The following is a 16,780-nucleotide window of genomic DNA, read 5'->3' on the forward strand; positions in this document are numbered from 1 at the left end:
GTGGCTGTGTGCCCCCCCCCCCTCGATAAAAAACCCCTTGTCGCGACTGCATGGGCTACGACCCGTGCATCCCTTCCATCGAGCAACCCGCTAGTGAATGTCGAGGCCTGATTCCTTGCGATCCACGGAGCCCTTGCGAGGCGAAGTCTCGACTTTGCCCTGGCTCGGATTTTTCGGGAGTGGCTCGTTTTTTGCGCAAATATCTCGCATATCTGGAAAGGATTTTTGACACCAAAGCACCCACTGAGATGCGTTATTCTTCCGCTCTATTGCTGTGCCGCCGTTATATACAAATACAAAACTCTGGCCAGTAGCCTCATTGAGTATTGCTGAAATTACATCGTGAACAGTCTCCGGGGTGTATTCGCGGCGACTTTCAAATCCAGAAGGATCTCTATTCGTCATTACGAGGCCTGGGGAGGCGAGCGGTCGATTATCTTCAAGATGCCCAACAAGATAAGGGATTGCACCTCCCCCCAGTAACTCGATCTGATCAACAGCGGCCTGGCGCTGCTTCTGCGTCCCTGCCAATCTTTTGACAAGGTCGGATACTATTGGATCTAGGTCTCGCCCAGAAAAATCCGTCAGCTCGATGCCGGGATTGCTGTCGATGGACAGGCTGTTGTAATGACGTTGCAACGATAGGTGGCCAGACGCGTCCGACACATCCGTCTCGGTCTGAACCTTGATGCCCAGCAGCGCATTGATCGGATTACCGACCTGCGTGGCGCCGGTGGTCACGTCGCACTGGTTGTTCTTGCCAGGATCCCAAGGCCGCAGCACCACGCCGCCGCAGTACTCGTCGATGATTCGCGGGTTTTCGCAGTGGTAGGTCCCGAGACCGAACAAGGCGTTTGATGCATTATCCCGGCACGATTGTGACCCAGGGCTCGCGCCCGCCTCCTGGTACAGCTCCACACATTCGGGAGGGACTTCAGCCCACGCCGGTCCTGCAGCCAAGCAAGCGAAGACACCCATCCATGCAATTCGACCCATCCTGTGGTCTCCCGGCAATCCATTTAAGCTGCAGAACCCGCATTAACGCGGCATCCTTCCGGCGTCGTTCACCGCCGCAACAGCAGCCAGTGAGTGCAGCAGAGTCTAATTTGCTCCGGGGCGGCCATACGTTATGACCATGTGAGGGTCATTCTGGTAATTACCCGTTTCCACCGTACCCCTCCCCCACTATAGTTCCACCCCTCACAAGGACGAGGCGGCACACATGCCCTATATCGGAATCGGACTCCACGTACTGGCGGCCATCTACTTCGCGGTGCACGCCATCCGCTCGGGCCAGAGCCTCTATTGGCTCATCCTGCTCTTCTCCTTCCCACTGCTAGGCAGCATCGTCTACTTCCTGGCGATCTACTTCCCGGAAGCCCGCAACTCGCGCGGCGCGCGGCAGGCAATCCGTTCCGCCAAGCAGCTCATGGACCCGGGCCAGGACCTGCGCAGCGCCCGTGCCGAACTGGCGCGCACGCCCACCGTGCAGAACCGGGTTCGCCTGGGCATGACGCTGCTGGATGCCGGCCAGGCGGAGGAAGCCAGCACCCTGCTTGAGCAGGCGGCCAGCTCGCCGCTGGGCGACGATCCCTACATCCTGACCGGCCTTGCCCGTGCCCGCCTCGATTCCGGGCAACCCGCGCTTGCGGTGGAGACGCTGGACGGACTGTTCGCCCGCCATCCGGATGTACGCCGCAAGCCGGAACAGACGCTGCTTTACGCGCAGGCACTGGCGGCTGCCCAAGCACCCGGAGCCCGCGCCGCGTTCGAGCGGGCCGTGGAATGCGGAAACGATGCCGCCGCCCGCTGCCTGTACGCCGAGTGGCTGATGGCACAGCCGCAGCCCGACGACCGCGAGCAGGCCCGCAGCCTGTTCGCCAGCATCATCGATGATGCCCAGCACTGGTCGCGGCACGCGCGCAGCCACAATGCCGTGTGGTTGGAGCGAACCAAGGTTGCGTTGAAGGGCTACTGACGCCTGGCGGCCTTTGGCGATCCTGTCGCATCCGCCTCGCTCATAGCCTCGCCGGGCGGATGCCGACACTCGTAAGGCGTGCACCGCCGACACCGACAACAACCTTGCAGCACAAGGCTCCAGCCCCGTTGCGCCATATGCAACGATTCTGAAAATGTTGAAAGTGGTGACGGCATCGGCCCTACTGCATTGGCAACGGGCACAACCGGGCGTATTCCTTGCTGTGCCACCTTGAACAGGTGGCCGGGCTTCGAAACCCCGGTTGTGCAATCGTAAAAAGCGCTTGCCAGTCGGCTCCACCCCCCGTGGTGCCGACTGGCAATCCGTCAGCCGGCTATGGCGGGCGGTGCGTGGGGGCCTTGCGCCCGCCGGTCTGATTGCACACCGGGTTTCGAACCTCGCACCGTCCGCCACCTTTATCGGTGGCGGCTTCTGCATGCACGCAAGGAGCCAGCCATGAACCAGCCCCACTCCCCTGCCCCGCACCCGATTCGCGACACGCCTGCGAATGGCCCTGCGCTGGACCCGAACACCCTCATCGCCCTGCTGCACAGCATCGGCTCGGGCGCCGCCTCCGATGGCCAGCCCTGGCCGGAACGCCATCAGATGCCCGGCCGACGCATCGCCCTGGCGGACACCGATTGCTCGCTGGCCGGCCTTCGGGTGGTGCTGGAGATCCTGCTGGCCGCACAGCGCGCCCGCGAGAACGGTGAGCTGGAGCAGTACGTCGGCCCTCGCGTCATGGAGGGCCTGATCATGGCTGGCATCGGCCTTACCGCACACGCCAGTACCCGACTGCATCCGGAGGGGTGAGTGGCGTGGTGCCGCTGGGCGGCCAACGCGCTCTGTCTTGTGGTGGTGGTCGCGGCACAGGCGCAGTGGCCGGCGACGCCGGCGCCCTCGCCTGTCGCGTTCCAAAGCATCAACGACGATCGATTCTCACAACTGCGCCGCCAGGCGATGCAGTTCGTGGACTCTCGGCCACGACAGGGCTTCCAGTTCGTAGAGCGGCACCGAGATGCCGAGTTCCAAGTTCTTTGCCGGGGCATACCCGTGCTGTGGCTGGAGAGGCGCTCGCACCATCTGCTGTTGCAGGTCTCACTGGACGCGGAGCAGCGGGCGCCCGTCGTTGTGCAGCTTGGTGCGTTGCTTCAATGGCAGCTGGAGCCGGTGGGCTATCTGGAGCAGGTGCTGGCTGACGTGCCGGAACCTGTTCTGTCGGATCGGGTGCTGCAGATGTTCGGGGGCGAGGTGCCTGAGGGCGCGCGATGTGGCCCGCACTAGTCACCTGCGCGACAGGCATTGGCCCAGTGACCATGCGGGTCACCTCCCGGCATCGATCCAGCCCGCATCGCGCGCACGCGCGAGATCTTCTGGCGTATCGATATCCAGGCCGAGTTCCGGTGCCTGTAGGACATGCACTGTATCGACAGGAAGTTGCCGCAGGCGCGCTCCGAAGCCGCGGTCACCGGATGCACCGACAGGGGTGAACCAGGCGCGCGGCACGACTGCGGGAACGCCAAGCGCATTTCCGTGGCGGGTGCCCGCGCACGTTGACGCTGCGGCGCGGGCACCGGAAAGCAGCGCCTGCAGATGGGAGCGCTCGATTGCGGGCTGGTCGCATGCCACGATCATCACCGCGGTCACCGTGGGCAGCAGGTGTGCGCCGGCAACCTGCAGACTGCTCGCCAGGCCACGCTCCCAGTGGGGATTGGTTACCGGAGTGGCATCCAACCCGGCAACGCTGGATGTCACGGCCTGTGCGTTCGCGCCCACCACGACCAGGACCTGCGCTGGCGCGAGCTCCAGCGCTAGCCGCACTACGCGATGTACCAGGGTCTCGCCCTGCCGGGTCAGAAGCTGCTTGGGCTGGCCAAGTCGGGTGCTCCCGCCGGCAGCAAGCACGACGATCGCATGCGCGTCAGTCACCTGCCGTGCGCGCCTCGCCATTGCTGCAGCTGCGCGGCGATGCTGAGCGAAATCGCCTCTGGCCCTCGGCCGCCGATGTTCAGGCCGACCGGTGATTGAAGTCTCGGGGAAAGGTAGTGGCGCTGATCCGGTGTCAGCAGCTTGAACAGGTCCTCGCGCCTTCGCCGCGGACCCAGCAGTCCAATGAACGCGACGTTGGTATCAGCCAGGGCCACCAGCGCCTCCCGGTCCAGTTCGAAATCGTGATGCATCACCAGTGCCGCGTCGCACTGGTCGCCATGAAGGGCCTCGGCCGGGCTGGTCTGAAGATGCGTATCCGCGCACTGCCCGGCTGGGGCCCAGCGCGCTCGCCGTTCGGCCACGCTGACCCGCCACCCCAGGCCGCGCAGCAGCGGAACCAGGAAGGGCGTTTCGGGACCGCCCCCCAACACCAGGGCCCGCGGAAGCCGGGGCAACGGCAAACGCCACGCGCCCTCGCCAAAGGGCTGTGTACCCTCCATCGGATGCAGCTGCCACGCCTGCTCGCGATGGCCGGCACGGAAAACGACCTGCCCCGACGTGCGAAGGTCGCGCTGGAGTGACACGCCCTCGCGCAACCAAGCCTCGATCACGTCGTCGATGCCGGCCATGGCACGCAACGGCAGCAGCGCAATCCGAAGCCGGCCGCGGCAGCCGAGCGCGGACCCGCTCAACAGGTCGTCGTCACTGCGGGTGTCGATCTCGATCCAGTCGACCCGCCCTGCCGCGCTCACCTGCTCCGCGCGTCGCGCGAGCTCGGGCTCCAGGCATCCGCCGCTCAGCCAGCCGACCTGGCTGCCGTTGCAGAACAGCACCATGTCGCCGGCACCGGCGTAGGTGGAGCCATCGGTTTCCAGCACCAGCGCGAGCACGGCGTGCTCCCCCGCGCGCACGCGCGTCAAGGCCGTCTCGAGTACGCCGCGCGGGCTGCCTTCGGCGAGGAAGCCCGGCGCTGCGGACAGGTCCTCGGCAAGATCGCCGGGCTCCCCTCCGCCTGCGGCGGAGACCTCCAGAGTGGGCGAGGCTACGGGTCGGTCCATGCGCAACGTCAGCCTATGTCGGGCAAGCCGGGCAACAGCTTGTCCAGGGTGATGGGATAGCTGCGCACGCGCACGCCGGTTGCGTTGTAGATCGCATTGGCGATCGCGGCGCCAACCCCGCAGATGCCCAGTTCACCCACACCCTTGGCCTTCATCGGCGAGATCACCGGATCCAGCGTGTCGAGGAAGACCACCTCCTGGTACGGGATGTCGGCGTGCACGGGAACCTCGTAGCCGGCCAGGTCGTGGTTGATGAACAAACCAAGCCGTTTGTCGACCACCAGCTCCTCCATCAGGGTCGCGCCCGCACCCATCACCATCCCGCCGATGACCTGGCTGCGTGCGGAGAGCGGATTGAGGATCCGGCCGCCATCGCATACGGCAAGCATGCGGCGAATGCGCGTTTCTCCAGTGTAGGCATGCACGGCGACCTCGCAGAAATGTCCTGCATAGGTGCCGACGTCGTAGCCTTGTTTGAAGTCGCCGAAGGCAATGCCGTCCTCCGCCGACAGGGTTCCCGCCTCCGCCAGCGTGATGGTCCGCCCATCCGCCTGGATGCGGCCATTGGCGAAGTTTGCGGTGTCGCCGTCGAAGCCGAGTTTCTCTCCCACCTTGCGGCGCAGGCTGACGCACGCCGCGTACACGCCCGCGGTGGAGCTTGCCGCGCCCCACTGGCCGCCGGAACCGGCGGAGGCGGGATGACGGGAGTCACCGAGGGTGACCTGGACCTGGTCCAGCGGCACGCCCATGGTCTCGGCTGCCGTCTGCGCGATGATCGTGTAGGAGCCGGTGCCGATGTCGGTCATGTCGGTCTCGACAACCACCCCGCCCTGGCCGTCAAGCCGGACCCGCGCCGCCGACTTCATTGTCGGTGCGCCGCGGTAGCCCGCGGACACGCCCATGCCGACCAGCCAATGCCCTTCCCTGACCTGCGCCGGCCGGGCGTTGCGCTTGTTCCAGTTGAAGCGCTCCGCGCCTTCGCGCAGGCAGCGCACCAGGTTGCGGTCGGAGAATTTCTTGGACGGATCGCCGGGCACGACCTCGGGCTCGTTGAGGATGCGGAACGCGATCGGATCGAGGCCCAGCTTCTCGGCCATTTCGTCCATCGCCACTTCCAGCGCCATGTGGCCCGGTGCTTCACCCGGTGCGCGCATCGCATTGCCTTCGGGCATGTCGAGCGTGGCGATGTAGTTGGCCACCAGGCGGTTGGCGCCTGCATAGAGCTTGGGCGTCTGCAGGGTGCCGTTTTCGCCATCCTCGCCGTTGATGTTGCCCGACCAGTTCTCATGGGCGATGGCGGAGATCCGGCCATCCTTTCCGCAGCCGATCCGCACGCGCTGGAGGGTGGCGTGCCGGTGCGTGGTGTTGTTGGGCATCAACGGGCGTTGCAGTGCGATCTTCACCGGTCGCCCGACCTGCTTGGCCGCCAACGCGGCCAGCACCGCGTCGGCACGGATGAACAGCTTGCCGCCGAAGCCGCCGCCGATATAGGGCGAGTCCACGCGCACCTTGGCAGGATCGATGCCGAGGATCGCCGCCATGCCCTGCCTGGCCCAGTCGATCATCTGGTTCGCCGTCCACAGCGTGAGCGTGTCACCCTCCCAGGCGGCGATGGTGGCGTGCGGCTCCATCATCGAATGACTTTCGTCGGAGGTGTGATAGGTCTCGTCGAGCTTGACCGCGGCGCTCGCGTAGGCGGTGTCGAAATCGCCCAGCGCCTGCCGGTCGGGCTTGCCGTCACGCCCCTTTGCCAGCGGTGCGGACGGTGCCAGGGCCGGGAAATCGAAGCGGCCCTTGCTGCGCTCGTAGCGGGTGCGGATCAGCGCCGCGGCGGCGCGGGCCTGCTCGAAGGTCTCTGCCACCACGCAGGCGATGGCCTGGTGGTAGTGGGCCACTTCGGGTCCGCCGAACAGCGGCGCATTGTTCCAGTTCGATTTGCCGACCGGCTTGGTTTCCGGTGCGGTGATGACCGCCAGTACGCCGGGCGCGGCACGTGCGCGGGAGGCATCCATCGAAATGATGCGCCCCTTGCCGATGCCCGCACCGACGATGTAGCCGTAGGCCTGGTTTGGCGCCACGTCGTGGCGCTCGTAGGCATAGGGGGCGGTGCCGGTGGTCTTGCGTGGACCGTCGATGCGCGGCGTCGACTTGCCGACGACCTTGGCCTTGTCGAACAGGTTGTCGCCGGCGGGGGCGTTGAATTCAAGGGGCATCAGCGCTCTCCTTCCACCAGCACGGCTGCGAGGGTGCGCTCGGCGAGCGCGATCTTGAACGCATTCTCCCGCGTCGGACGGGCACCGGCGTACACCCGCCGGGCCGCGGCCTTTACGCCGTCGCGCAGCAGTGGTTCGGCTGCCTCAACGCGCCACGGCTTCGGCGCAACTCCACCGAAGGCGAACCGCGCCGACCCGTCTCGCTGCACGACCGCGGCGACCGACACCAGTGCGAACGCATAGGACGCGCGGTCACGTACCTTGTGGTACACGTGCCGACCGCCCAGGGGCTCCGGCAGCGTGACGTGGGTGATCAGCTCACCGCGCTGCAGCACGTTGTCCTGCTGCGGCCTGTCGCCGGGGGAACGATGGAAATCGGCAATCGGGATGCTGCGCGTACTGCCGTCACCGCTGACGGTCTGGATCGAGGCGTCCAGCACCCGCAGGGCCACCGCCATGTCGCCCGGATAGGTCGCGATGCAGCTGTCCGAGGTGCCGATCACGCCCATCTGCCGGGAGAACCCCTCGAGTGCGCCGCACCCTGATCCGGGCAGGCGCTTGTTGCAGGGCAGATGGGGATCGTAGAAATACGGGCAGCGCGTGCGCTGCAGCAGGTTGCCGCCGGTGGTGGCTTTGTTGCGCAGCTGCCCGGAGGCGCCTGCCACGATCGCGCGGGTCAGCACCGCGTAGTCGCGGCGCACGCGCTCATGCGAGGCCAGCGCGGTATTGGTGACCAGCGTGCCGATGCGCAGGCCACCCTCGTCGGTGGGTTCGATCCTGTCCAGGCCGATGTCCTGCACATCGACCAGGTGCGCTGGCGTCTCGACCTCCAGCTTCATCAGGTCGAGCAGGTTGGTCCCTCCGGCCAGGAACTTCGCGCCCTCGATACCGGCGACGGCCTTGGCGGCCTCGGCCGGGGATCTCGCGCGTTCGTAACTGAAGGCCCTCATGCGCGCCTCCCAGGGGTCACGCCTGCAACCTCTTCCATCGCCTCGGCAATGTTGGAATAGGCTCCGCAGCGGCAGAGGTTGCCGCTCATGCGTTCGCGCATCTCCATGTTGGTGGCCCGGGGCCGTGCGCTGACGTCTGCCTGCACATGACTGGGGACACCCCGCTTGATCTCGTCCAGTACCGCCACCGCCGAGCAGATCTGCCCCGGCGTGCAGTACCCGCACTGGTAGCCGTCATGCTTGATGAAGGCGGCCTGCAGCGGATGCAGGTCATCGGGGGTTCCGAGGCCTTCGATGGTGGTGATGGCATCGCCCTGGTGCTGCACCGCCAGGCTGAGGCAGGCATTGATGCGCTCACCGTTGACCAGCACGGTACAGGCACCGCATTGACCGTGGTCGCAGCCCTTCTTGGTCCCGGTCAGCTTCAGATGTTCGCGCAGGGCATCAAGCAGCGTAGTCCGCGTGTCGAGCTCAAGCTCCCGCCGCTTGCCGTTGACGGTCAAGGCCACCGTGCTGATGACCGGCGGCCTGGGCGGCGGGGGCGTCGCCAGTTCGGCGGCGAGCGATGACGCCCCCGGTGCGGCGGACATTGCCACGGTCGTGACGCCGCCGGCGATCACCTGGCGACGCGTCAACTTCATTCCTTCATCACAACTTGGCACAGTGACCTCCTGGCGTTCGGGACAATCCCGTGGCTGGATGGACGCGCTCACACTACTCAAGGGGCACTATGCCCATCTGCGGGGTACAGGTCTGTGAAGTCGGTCGGAGGCGCGCCGGCATCATTGGCCGAGCCTACTGGCCGGTCATCTTCAACGCCGCCTCTGGCAAGAGTGCGCCACTGACACTGATCTGCGCCACTTCCTCACTGATGCGTGCACATCCGACATCGCCCAAACGGTGCCATCTATGCGTGGGGGTTCGAAGAGAAGGGCAAGGAACTCACCGTGCGCGGCGACGGGCCGTTGGTCTTCAACAGCATGACCCACGTTATCAATTCCGCACTGGATGGCTTGGGCTTGGCAAACGCACCGGAACCGCTGGTGGCCGAGCACATCGCGCAAGGCAAGCCGAAGGAGCATCTTCCCGACCGTCATTCTTTCCGAACCTCAAGCTGACGTTGAATCGCGACGCGAACACGTTCGGCAGCCTCGAGGCTGACGCGCTCCTCAAGTACATCGGCCAGCTCGTATAGCTGCTCTGGCCGCAGGCCGATGTTCATGCTGATTCCAATATGGGACTGCAATTGGGGCTCCACTCCGTACATGGCGGCCAGCATGCTGACCGTAGCCAATTCGCGGCTTTGCCAATCAAGATTGTCGCGCTCGAAGATGTCGCCGAAGAGGTGCGTACGGAGGTATTGATTTGCTTGCGGGGCAAAATCGAACAAAGGCCCTGAGACAGGAGCGCCGGCCAGCCTGGTCTGGTTTGCCGTGCCTGCAGCGAGCAAGGCGTCGCCTGTGGGAATCGGCTTGCGGGGCTCGTGGCCGGCGTCATCCTGGATGCCCTGCTGTCTACGCGCATCCGCCACCTTCATCAGTTCGCCCAGCGCGTTCAGGCTCCGAGGAAACCCCGCATAGGCGTAGAGCTGCACCAGCAGCTCTCGCGTTTCGGCCAAACTTAGCCCCGCATCCAGGCCTTGGTTCAACGCCTGGCGGAGGCCATCCAAGTTGCCGGCCGCTGCGAAGGCGCCGATCGGAATGATGGCTTGTCGGCGCGGATCCAGTTCGGTTGTGGGAGCTTGATTTGATTTGGTGTGCATGATTATTCCTCCGTGTGCGAAAGCCATCTGACCAGGGACGGTAGCCAGCATCGCCGTACCCAGCAGAATGGCGAGATGGCTGAACCCCAAGGTGTGCAGCCAGCCTCTAGAAAGACTCAATGCGGACCTCCATGGGCCCCTCCTTGCGAAGGATCTGCAGCCCTCCTTCGATGCGACCCAGCCTTATGAGACCTTTCGAGTAGCCAAATGGCCTGTGGAAAATCGCCAGGTTTCCCCAAGGTGCATAAAAAGCCATATCGCCTGCCGAGGGCGTGATTCCTTCCGGCTCACCCGCCACGTTTAGATTGCGCGGGAGCTGCGCAATCTTCTCAGTCGCGGCGTAGTCTTCAAGCTGAAGGGTCAGTGGCAACTGGGCGATGAACTCGCGTGCAGGAAGGCTGTCCTCCAGGGTGGCCGACAGCACTTGATCATTGATGATCAGTCGAATTTTCATAGGATGAATCTCCGGGTTGGCCCCAGTACTGGTGGCTGCGACGGCTTGATGATCGGGCGCGACTGAGCATGCCGCTACCGCCCCAAAGCCAACTAGGAGCACGAGCAGCTTCGCCGTTATCGAAGTGAGGCGTGTCATCGCTTCGGAGCCCCTGTGGCAATCGCCGCGGCTGACGTGTGCACCTCTTCAGTCGCGGTGGCGTAGGCAAGCAGCGCGGCAAACAAGAGGATGCCCGCACTCGCCAAGAACGTACTGGCAAAGCCAAGGCTGTCGAACAGCAGTCCGCCGAGGGTGGCGCCCAGCGCAATGGAGCACTGAACCACCGCAACCATCAGCCCGCCGCCAGCCTCGGCATTGTCGGTGAAGGTGCGCGCCAGCCAGCTCCACCAGCCGACCGGCGCGGACGTGGCCAGCAGACCCCACGCCGAGAGCAGTGCGGCGGTCGGCCAAAGGTGGGGCCCGAGTGGAACCAGAGTGACGGCAATCAGCGCCATGAGGGCGGGAAGAATCACCAGCGTGCGGTAGAGCCCGCGCCTGATGAATGCCCCGATGGCAAGTGTGCCCACGAAACCACTCACTCCGATCGCCAGCAGAACCCACGGAACGGCAGATACCCCAGCATGCGTGACACGCTCCAGGAACGGCCGCACGTAGGTGAACAGGGCAAACTGCCCCATGAAGAACGCAGCGCAGGCCATCATGCCCAGTGCCACCACGCGTCGTCGCAGCAACACGACGACCCCGCCGCGTGATCGGCCCTCCTCCGCTTCCATGGACGGCAGACAAACCCACTGCCAGGCCAGGGCGACAGCTGCCACGGGCAGAAGACAGAGGAATGCGCCGCGCCATCCGATCATGCTGCCGAGATAGCTGCCCAGTGGTGCCGCAATGACCGTTGCAAGGGCGTTGCCACTGTTGAATATCGCCAAGGCTCGCGGGACCTCGGCCTCCGGTACCAGCCGCATCGCGGTTGCGGCGGACAATGACCAGAAACCGCCGATCACTACGCCGATCAGCGCACGGCCTGTCATGTAGACCGGATAGTTCTGGGCCAGCGCTACCACCAGTCCCGACACCGCCATCAACGCCGTGAGGGACAACAGCAACGTTCGGCGGTTCACGCTACCCGCCAATCGCGAGATAGACAGGCTGGTCAACACCGCAAACACACCCGAAATCGCAATGCCGTAGCCGGCAAGGCCTTCGCTCACGCCCAGGTCTGCTGCCAAGGGAGTGAGCAGACTCACGGGCATGAATTCCGAGGCGATCAACGCGAAGACGCACAGCGTCATTGCGAGCACGCCGCCCCAGTTGGCGCGATGTGCGGGGGCGTCGGTGCGGCTCATTTCCCGGCCAGGCCGCGCTGGAAGAACGTGGCCAGCTTGTCAAAGGGAATTAGCTGAATGCGGTCGTACAGATCCACGTGGCCGGCACCCTTTACCCAGTAGATCTCCTTCGGCTGCCCTGCCCTTCGGTAGGCGTCCTCGCTGAACTCGCGGGAATGCGCGACGTCGCCGGAGACGAAGAGCATTGGTCGGGGCGAGATCGTCTCGATGTCGTTGAAGGGATAGAAGTTCATGAACTTGACCAGGCTGCTGAAGAGCGGCTGGGTTGTCAGTTCGGCCTTGTCACCCTTTGGCGTATAGGCGCCGCGCGGGGTGCGGTAGAAGTCGAAGAACTCACGCTGGATGGCGGGCGTGTCAGCATCGAGGTGGTTCACGGTGCCAGGCACGAACACCGGCGCCCCGCCCTTGAATTCGGCCAGACGCTGATCTGCCGCGGACTGGATCACCGCCTTGCGCTGCTCCAGCGACTGGCCACTGTTCAGCCCCTGCCGTGCCGCCGCACCCATGTCGTACATGCTGACCGTGGCGATGGCCTTGATGCGTGGGTCGATCTTGGCGGCACTGATTACAAAGCTGCCGCTGCCACAGATGCCCAAGCCGCCGATGCGGTCCGGGTCCACAAATGACTGCGTGCTCAGGAAATCCACGGCCGCACTGATGTCGTCCGAATAGATTTCCGGCGCCACCAGGTGTCGCGGTGCGCCGCCACTCTCGCCCCAGAAGGAAAGATCGATCGCCAGCGTGACGAAGCCCTGCTCGGCCAGCTTCTGCGCGTAGAGCTGGGAACTCTGCTCCTTCACTGCGCCCATCGGGTGGCCAACGACCACTGCGGGGGCGCGGCTGCCGTCGGGCAGGCCTTGAGGGCGGTAAAGCGTACCCACCACCTGCATCTCGTACTGGTTGTGGAAGCTCACGCGCTCCCCCTTGACCGTGGGGCTGCGGTAGAAGTTGTCGGATCCATGGCGCGGGGCCGGCACCGGTGCGTCAGCGGCCATGGCCGAAGCTGGAACGTAGAGGCTGGCGAGCAGCGCCAGTAACAGCGTGGTGCGTTTCATGGGCGTATGGCCTCGGTTGGGGACACGGGTCGCCACGATAGGCCCCAGCCCCTATATCGATAAGCCGGTTGAAAGTTGATGCATTACTGAGTTGCGCTCACAATTGACCCATGAGCACCGTGAAGACCCATGACCTGCAAGCGTTCCTGGTAGTGGCGCAGGAGCAGAGTTTCACCAAGGCGGCGGTTCGTCTTGGGGTAACGCCCTCTGCGCTGAGCCATTCGATGCGCCTGCTGGAAGAGCGCCTGGGAATTCGCCTGCTCGCGCGGACCACGCGCAATGTCTCTCCCACTGAAGCGGGCGAGCGCCTGATGCGCTCCATCGCACCACATTTCGAGGCCATCGGTGCCAGCGTGGAGGCGCTGGGTGACCTGCGCGACCGCCCAGCTGGAACGCTACGAATCTCCTGCACGGATGATTCCATGGAGACCATCATCCGTCCGCGGCTTGCCGGATTCCTGGACGCATACCCGGACATTACGCTTGAGTTCTACGTAGATTACGGCTTTACCAATGTGGTGGAGCAGCGCTTCGATGCGGGCATCCGGCTCGGAGAGGCACTGAGCAAGGACATGGTTGCTGTCAGGGTCGGCCCCGATTGGCGTCTGGTCGTGGTGGGCTCACCCGACTACTTCGAGAAGTATCCGAAGCCGAAGAAGCCTGCCGACATTACGCGCCACCGCTGCATCCACATCCGACATCGCCCAAACGGTGCCATCTATGCGTGGGAGTTCGAAGAGAAGGGCAAGGAATTCACCGTGCGCGGCGACGGGCCGTTGGTCTTCAACAGCATGACCCACGTTATCAATGCCGCACTGGATGGCTTGGGCTTGGCATATGCACCGGAACCGCTGGTGGCCGAGCACATCGCGCAAGGCAGGTTGGTGGCAGTGCTGGACAGGTGGTGCGTCCCCTTCCCCGGCTATCACCTTTACTACCCGAACCGTCGGCAGCCGTCGCCGGCATTTGCAGCGCTGGTTGCGTGGTGGAAGCTGGATAGGTGACGTGGATGCCGATGCCGGGCGCGGTCTTAATTCCCCTTTGTGCCCTGTATCGGCTGGAAACGGACACCAGCCCCACCCTCGATAAATCTTCCTAATCCCCCAGCCGGGCGACAGCTTCCCTGCCCCATTTGCTAGCCGTTGAACGTTATCGAGCACGCGCGGGCGTTCAATTCTGGAATCAACATGACCAGCGAAGATGGTTTCGCTTGGGTGAATTTTCAGGCCCGGCCACCGTGTACCCAGTTTTCAGCTAACACTCTCCGGAGAGCTTTGCGTGACGCCTCGCCAAGTTACGCACGCCCCCTCCCGTCTCGTTGTTCGCGGGAGCATGCCCTTGGCCACCGAAGCCCATAATTCACCAGGCTCAATTGTAGCCGTGCTGGCAATCCTGACTCTACTTTAACCTCAGCACGCCTCTTGTACTTACTCCGTCACCGAACAAAATAGACGCGCCGCGCGGGAACGCATGTTGCGCGTCCTCATGATTGAGGAAAGACACCACACACGCCGCTCTCTCGCCGGGAAGAATGACGTCGACGGTACTGTCATTGATCACGAATCCGTACCAGAGCTCACCGCCGCGTCGCGACAATGCCATGGGGCGTGCGTTGTTCTGACGCATCTCAAGAACGGGTCCGCCCAAAGAATCAACCATATCCAAGTGGATCTCAGCTCGCGCTGCAACCATGTTCGGGAAAACAATCGTCATCTCAGCAACTCTTCTGCTTGATGTGCGAGCCAGTACATTGGACTCTGTGAAATTGCGTGCTTGGCACATTGATTGATTGCATCGGGACGCCATGCACGTCCGAGAGCAGGGCCTTCGATGCTGAATTTATCACGCCGGCAGGGGCTACTCCTTGGACGACGGTACGCTCTTCGCCATACAACTTCGCGTGCCCACGAGCAACGCGCCACGCGCGCAGCCACAATGCCGCGTGGCTGGAGCGGACCAAGGTCGCGTTGAAGGCCTACTGGCGCCTGACGGCCTTTGGCAATCCTGTCGCATCTGCCTCACTCACGGCCTCGCCGGGTGGATGCCGACACTCTTGACGCGTGCACCGCCGGCATCGCCGATAGCCTTACAGGGCATGGCCCCAGCCCTATTGGGCCGCATGCAACGATTCTGAAAATGTTGAAAGTGGTGTCGGCATCAGCCCTACTGCGTTGGCATCTCGCACAGCCAGGGGTATTCCTGTTCATGCCACCGAAAACGGGTGGCCGAGGCCTCGAAATCCTCGGTTGTGCAAGAGAAGTATGCGCTTGCCAGCCGGCACCACCTTCTGTGGTGCCGGCTGGCAATCCGTCGGCCGGCTATGGCGGGCGGTGCGTGGAGGCCTTGTGCCCGCCGGAAAGATTGCACACCGGATTTCGAGCCCCGCACCGTCCGCCACCTTTATCGGTGGCGGCTTCTGCATGCACGCAAGGAGCCAGTCATGAACCCGCTCCACTCCCCTGCCCCGCACCCGATCCACGACGCGTCCGCGAATGGCCCTGCGTTGGACCCGAACACGCTCATCGCCCTGCTGCACAGCATCGGCTCTGGCGCCGCCTCGGATGGTCAGCCCTGGCCTGAACGCCATCAGATGCCCGGCCGACGCATCGCGCTGGCGGATACCGATTGCTCGCTGGCTGGGCTACGCGTGGTGCTGGAGATCCTGCTGGCCGCGCAGCGTGCCCGCGAGAACGGCGAACTGGAACAGTACGTCGGTCCGCGGGTGATGGAGGGCCTGATGATGGCCGGACTCGGCCTCGCCGCACACGCCAGTACGCGCCTCCATCCGGAAGGGTGAGTGGCAGGGTGCCGATGGGCGGCCACGGCGCTGTGCCTCGTGGCGCTAGTCGCGTCGCAAACGCAGTGGCTTGCCCCGCCCGTGCCTTCGCCTATCGGGTTCCAGAACACCCCCAACGATCGCTTCCTGAACTGCGCCGCCAAGCGATGCAGTTCGTGGAAGCTCGGTCACGACAGGGCTATCAATTCGTCGATCAGCGTGAGGGCGCCGCTTTGCAGATCTATTGCCGCGACGTTCCGGTGCTGTGGCTGGAGAGGCACCCGAATTATCTGCTGTTGCGGGTGTCACTGGATGCCCGGCAGCGGGCGCCGGTCGTTGTGCAGTTGCGGGCGCTTCTTCAATGGCAGATGGAACCTTTGGGCGTTCTGCAGCAGGCGCTGGCCGGGGTGCCTGAGCCTGTTCTGATGGAGCGGACGCTGCGGGTTGTTGCTGCTGAGGTACCTGATGGGGCGCGATGTCGCCCGCAGTAGCCGAGCGTGGCTAGGCTCTACAGGGACGTTGGTTGCGAGGGTTCGGGTTCGTGGATGGAGCCTTCAAGCAGGGCGACGTAGGTATCCAGGCGCGAACGCAGCCCGATCAATAGCCATCCTGTGAGGTATAGCAGTACGAGGGCGTAGATGATGAAAGCCCCCAGCGCGCCAACATCAAAGGCGCTGCTCCAGTCACCCCATCTCCATTGGCGGAACTGCAGATAGAGGGCAATCAAGAGTGGGAATGGCCCAAGGCGCTGCAGCCCTCCGTACATTAATCCCATGCGCTCGATCATGCTGGATCGCAAGTGGCTGACATACTTGAGGCGGCGCTCACGCTCGACTCTGGGAAACTTCCGAAGCTCGGCGATCACCGCTTGCCACTGTGTAAATTCGCCATCCATTTCCTGCGCGTGCGACAGCCGTGGCTGTACGAACTGCCGGAGTCCGCGGCGGGCTGCGAGAAACCCGCCGATGACAAAACCTCCGATTTCCACCGCCAGGCAGACCCTGACCAAAACCAGTGCAGCCGCAAGCGGAAGCCATCGATCAGGCAGCTGGCTACCGAGAATGCCGATGGCGGCCGCCAGTGCGCCCACCCGGAACGCCCACGTCTCCACCCTGCCCGCTTTCGGGTAGATGCTGTGCTCAACCAGCCCCTGCACCCGCTGGTAGAGCCAGTGGAATGTCAGTTCCTGCGAATCGGTCGTTGCCGGCGGATCGACGCCGCCCCCTGCCTGCATGTCCATTGCGCCCCTGCCCCGGCCG

The 16,780-nt window shown here is 64.2% G+C and carries 19 protein-coding genes; 7 read left to right on the forward strand and 12 right to left on the reverse strand.

Features of this window, described 5'->3' with window-relative positions; translation table 11 throughout:
• Positions 1–90 precede the first annotated feature (90 nt).
• Positions 91–996 (reverse strand): hypothetical protein, encoded by a 906-nt coding sequence (locus AC5P7A_RS14495; RefSeq protein ID WP_495220251.1) that lies wholly within the window; start codon positions 994–996, stop codon positions 91–93.
• Between the two features lie 226 nt (positions 997–1,222).
• Between AC5P7A_RS14495 and AC5P7A_RS14500 the strand changes: the two genes are divergently transcribed.
• The 3 genes from AC5P7A_RS14500 (at position 1,223) to AC5P7A_RS14510 (ending at position 3,262) form a co-directional block, all read left to right on the forward strand.
• Positions 1,223–1,978 carry a tetratricopeptide repeat protein gene (locus AC5P7A_RS14500; protein WP_495220252.1) on the forward strand — a complete coding sequence of 252 codons (756 nt, stop codon included), beginning with the start codon at positions 1,223–1,225 and terminating at the stop codon, positions 1,976–1,978.
• A gap of 456 nt (positions 1,979–2,434) precedes the next feature.
• A complete protein-coding gene (locus AC5P7A_RS14505; RefSeq protein WP_197561096.1) occupies positions 2,435–2,791 on the forward strand; it encodes a hypothetical protein in 357 nt (118 codons plus the stop codon).
• Positions 2,792–3,262: a hypothetical protein gene (locus AC5P7A_RS14510; RefSeq protein ID WP_329767792.1), complete on the forward strand. Its 471-nt coding sequence runs from the start codon at positions 2,792–2,794 to the stop codon at positions 3,260–3,262.
• A 39-nt stretch (positions 3,263–3,301) separates the two neighbouring features.
• On the opposite strand, the gene AC5P7A_RS14515 is transcribed toward AC5P7A_RS14510, so the two are convergent.
• Genes AC5P7A_RS14515 through paoA form a run of 5 tightly spaced genes read right to left on the reverse strand, consistent with a single transcriptional unit; the run spans position 3,302 to position 8,769 of the window.
• Positions 3,302–3,928 (reverse strand): nucleotidyltransferase family protein, encoded by a 627-nt coding sequence (locus AC5P7A_RS14515; RefSeq protein WP_495220253.1) that lies wholly within the window; start codon positions 3,926–3,928, stop codon positions 3,302–3,304.
• A complete protein-coding gene (locus AC5P7A_RS14520) occupies positions 3,904–4,965 on the reverse strand; it encodes an XdhC family protein (protein ID WP_495220254.1) in 1,062 nt (353 codons plus the stop codon). The genes AC5P7A_RS14515 and AC5P7A_RS14520 overlap by 25 nt, the downstream gene beginning before the upstream one ends.
• 8 nt (positions 4,966–4,973) lie before the next feature.
• Entirely contained in the window at positions 4,974–7,178 is a 2,205-nt protein-coding gene (gene paoC, locus AC5P7A_RS14525) for an aldehyde oxidoreductase molybdenum-binding subunit PaoC (protein ID WP_111205749.1), read from the reverse strand.
• Positions 7,178–8,128, reverse strand: coding sequence for an FAD binding domain-containing protein (locus AC5P7A_RS14530; protein ID WP_495220255.1), 951 nt, complete (start codon positions 8,126–8,128; stop codon positions 7,178–7,180). Before AC5P7A_RS14530 ends, paoC begins: the two co-directional genes overlap by 1 nt.
• Positions 8,125–8,769, reverse strand: a complete 645-nt coding sequence (paoA, locus tag AC5P7A_RS14535) for an aldehyde dehydrogenase iron-sulfur subunit PaoA (RefSeq protein WP_346601104.1) — start codon at positions 8,767–8,769, stop codon at positions 8,125–8,127. The genes AC5P7A_RS14530 and paoA overlap by 4 nt, the downstream gene beginning before the upstream one ends.
• A 234-nt stretch (positions 8,770–9,003) precedes the next feature.
• Here paoA and AC5P7A_RS14540 point away from each other — a divergent pair, with 234 nt between their 5' ends.
• Positions 9,004–9,246 carry a hypothetical protein gene (locus AC5P7A_RS14540; RefSeq protein WP_495220256.1) on the forward strand — a complete coding sequence of 81 codons (243 nt, stop codon included), beginning with the start codon at positions 9,004–9,006 and terminating at the stop codon, positions 9,244–9,246.
• Here the strand turns inward: AC5P7A_RS14540 and AC5P7A_RS14545 are convergent.
• From AC5P7A_RS14545 to AC5P7A_RS14560, 4 genes are all read right to left on the reverse strand, one after another.
• A complete protein-coding gene (locus AC5P7A_RS14545; protein ID WP_495220257.1) occupies positions 9,222–9,890 on the reverse strand; it encodes a carboxymuconolactone decarboxylase family protein in 669 nt (222 codons plus the stop codon). The genes AC5P7A_RS14540 and AC5P7A_RS14545 overlap by 25 nt on opposite strands.
• 106 nt (positions 9,891–9,996) lie before the next feature.
• The gene (locus AC5P7A_RS14550; protein WP_227863783.1) at positions 9,997–10,344 is read right to left on the reverse strand and encodes a cyclophilin-like fold protein; all 348 of its coding nucleotides are present in this window, start codon (positions 10,342–10,344) and stop codon (positions 9,997–9,999) included.
• Positions 10,345–10,478: 134 nt separating this feature from the next.
• Positions 10,479–11,690 carry an MFS transporter gene (locus AC5P7A_RS14555; protein WP_180834670.1) on the reverse strand — a complete coding sequence of 404 codons (1,212 nt, stop codon included), beginning with the start codon at positions 11,688–11,690 and terminating at the stop codon, positions 10,479–10,481.
• Positions 11,687–12,745, reverse strand: coding sequence for an alpha/beta hydrolase (locus tag AC5P7A_RS14560; RefSeq protein WP_169411882.1), 1,059 nt, complete (start codon positions 12,743–12,745; stop codon positions 11,687–11,689). Before AC5P7A_RS14560 ends, AC5P7A_RS14555 begins: the two co-directional genes overlap by 4 nt.
• Positions 12,746–12,855: 110 nt before the next feature.
• On the opposite strand from AC5P7A_RS14560, the gene AC5P7A_RS14565 reads away from it, so the two are divergent.
• On the forward strand, positions 12,856–13,749 hold the full coding sequence (locus tag AC5P7A_RS14565; RefSeq protein WP_088475915.1) for a LysR family transcriptional regulator: 894 nt from the start codon (positions 12,856–12,858) through the stop codon (positions 13,747–13,749).
• A gap of 394 nt (positions 13,750–14,143) precedes the next feature.
• On the opposite strand, the gene AC5P7A_RS14570 is transcribed toward AC5P7A_RS14565, so the two are convergent.
• Entirely contained in the window at positions 14,144–14,458 is a 315-nt protein-coding gene (locus AC5P7A_RS14570; RefSeq protein ID WP_346601081.1) for a hypothetical protein, read from the reverse strand.
• 727 nt (positions 14,459–15,185) lie between these two features.
• On the opposite strand from AC5P7A_RS14570, the gene AC5P7A_RS14575 reads away from it, so the two are divergent.
• Complete coding sequence (locus AC5P7A_RS14575; RefSeq protein WP_197604587.1) at positions 15,186–15,542, forward strand: hypothetical protein; 357 nt, start codon at positions 15,186–15,188, stop codon at positions 15,540–15,542.
• Between the two features lie 146 nt (positions 15,543–15,688).
• Complete coding sequence (locus tag AC5P7A_RS14580; RefSeq protein ID WP_495220258.1) at positions 15,689–16,012, forward strand: hypothetical protein; 324 nt, start codon at positions 15,689–15,691, stop codon at positions 16,010–16,012.
• A gap of 17 nt (positions 16,013–16,029) precedes the next feature.
• On the opposite strand, the gene AC5P7A_RS14585 is transcribed toward AC5P7A_RS14580, so the two are convergent.
• Entirely contained in the window at positions 16,030–16,761 is a 732-nt protein-coding gene (locus AC5P7A_RS14585; protein WP_169411889.1) for a hypothetical protein, read from the reverse strand.
• Positions 16,762–16,780: the final 19 nt, after the last annotated feature.

The organism is Stenotrophomonas sp. YJH_SMC_65 (assembly GCF_059369475.1).

Bases quoted from the DNA above. Each gene is read 5' to 3' on its own strand.
- AC5P7A_RS14545 (WP_495220257.1), bottom strand. From the start codon at position 9,890: ATGCACACCAAATCAAATCAAGCTCCCACAACCGAACTGGATCCGCGC.
- AC5P7A_RS14560 (WP_169411882.1), bottom strand. From the start codon at position 12,745: ATGAAACGCACCACGCTGTTACTGGCGCTGCTCGCCAGCCTCTACGTT.
- paoC (WP_111205749.1), bottom strand. From the start codon at position 7,178: ATGCCCCTTGAATTCAACGCCCCCGCCGGCGACAACCTGTTCGACAAG.
- paoA (WP_346601104.1), bottom strand. From the start codon at position 8,769: ATGAAGTTGACGCGTCGCCAGGTGATCGCCGGCGGCGTCACGACCGTG.
- AC5P7A_RS14580 (WP_495220258.1), top strand. From the start codon at position 15,689: ATGCAGTTCGTGGAAGCTCGGTCACGACAGGGCTATCAATTCGTCGAT.
- AC5P7A_RS14585 (WP_169411889.1), bottom strand. From the start codon at position 16,761: ATGGACATGCAGGCAGGGGGCGGCGTCGATCCGCCGGCAACGACCGAT.
- AC5P7A_RS14495 (WP_495220251.1), bottom strand. From the start codon at position 996: ATGGGTCGAATTGCATGGATGGGTGTCTTCGCTTGCTTGGCTGCAGGA.
- AC5P7A_RS14550 (WP_227863783.1), bottom strand. From the start codon at position 10,344: ATGAAAATTCGACTGATCATCAATGATCAAGTGCTGTCGGCCACCCTG.
- AC5P7A_RS14520 (WP_495220254.1), bottom strand. From the start codon at position 4,965: ATGGACCGACCCGTAGCCTCGCCCACTCTGGAGGTCTCCGCCGCAGGC.
- AC5P7A_RS14530 (WP_495220255.1), bottom strand. From the start codon at position 8,128: ATGAGGGCCTTCAGTTACGAACGCGCGAGATCCCCGGCCGAGGCCGCC.
- AC5P7A_RS14565 (WP_088475915.1), top strand. From the start codon at position 12,856: ATGAGCACCGTGAAGACCCATGACCTGCAAGCGTTCCTGGTAGTGGCG.
- AC5P7A_RS14575 (WP_197604587.1), top strand. From the start codon at position 15,186: ATGAACCCGCTCCACTCCCCTGCCCCGCACCCGATCCACGACGCGTCC.
- AC5P7A_RS14515 (WP_495220253.1), bottom strand. From the start codon at position 3,928: ATGGCGAGGCGCGCACGGCAGGTGACTGACGCGCATGCGATCGTCGTG.
- AC5P7A_RS14555 (WP_180834670.1), bottom strand. From the start codon at position 11,690: ATGAGCCGCACCGACGCCCCCGCACATCGCGCCAACTGGGGCGGCGTG.
- AC5P7A_RS14505 (WP_197561096.1), top strand. From the start codon at position 2,435: ATGAACCAGCCCCACTCCCCTGCCCCGCACCCGATTCGCGACACGCCT.
- AC5P7A_RS14500 (WP_495220252.1), top strand. From the start codon at position 1,223: ATGCCCTATATCGGAATCGGACTCCACGTACTGGCGGCCATCTACTTC.
- AC5P7A_RS14570 (WP_346601081.1), bottom strand. From the start codon at position 14,458: ATGACGATTGTTTTCCCGAACATGGTTGCAGCGCGAGCTGAGATCCAC.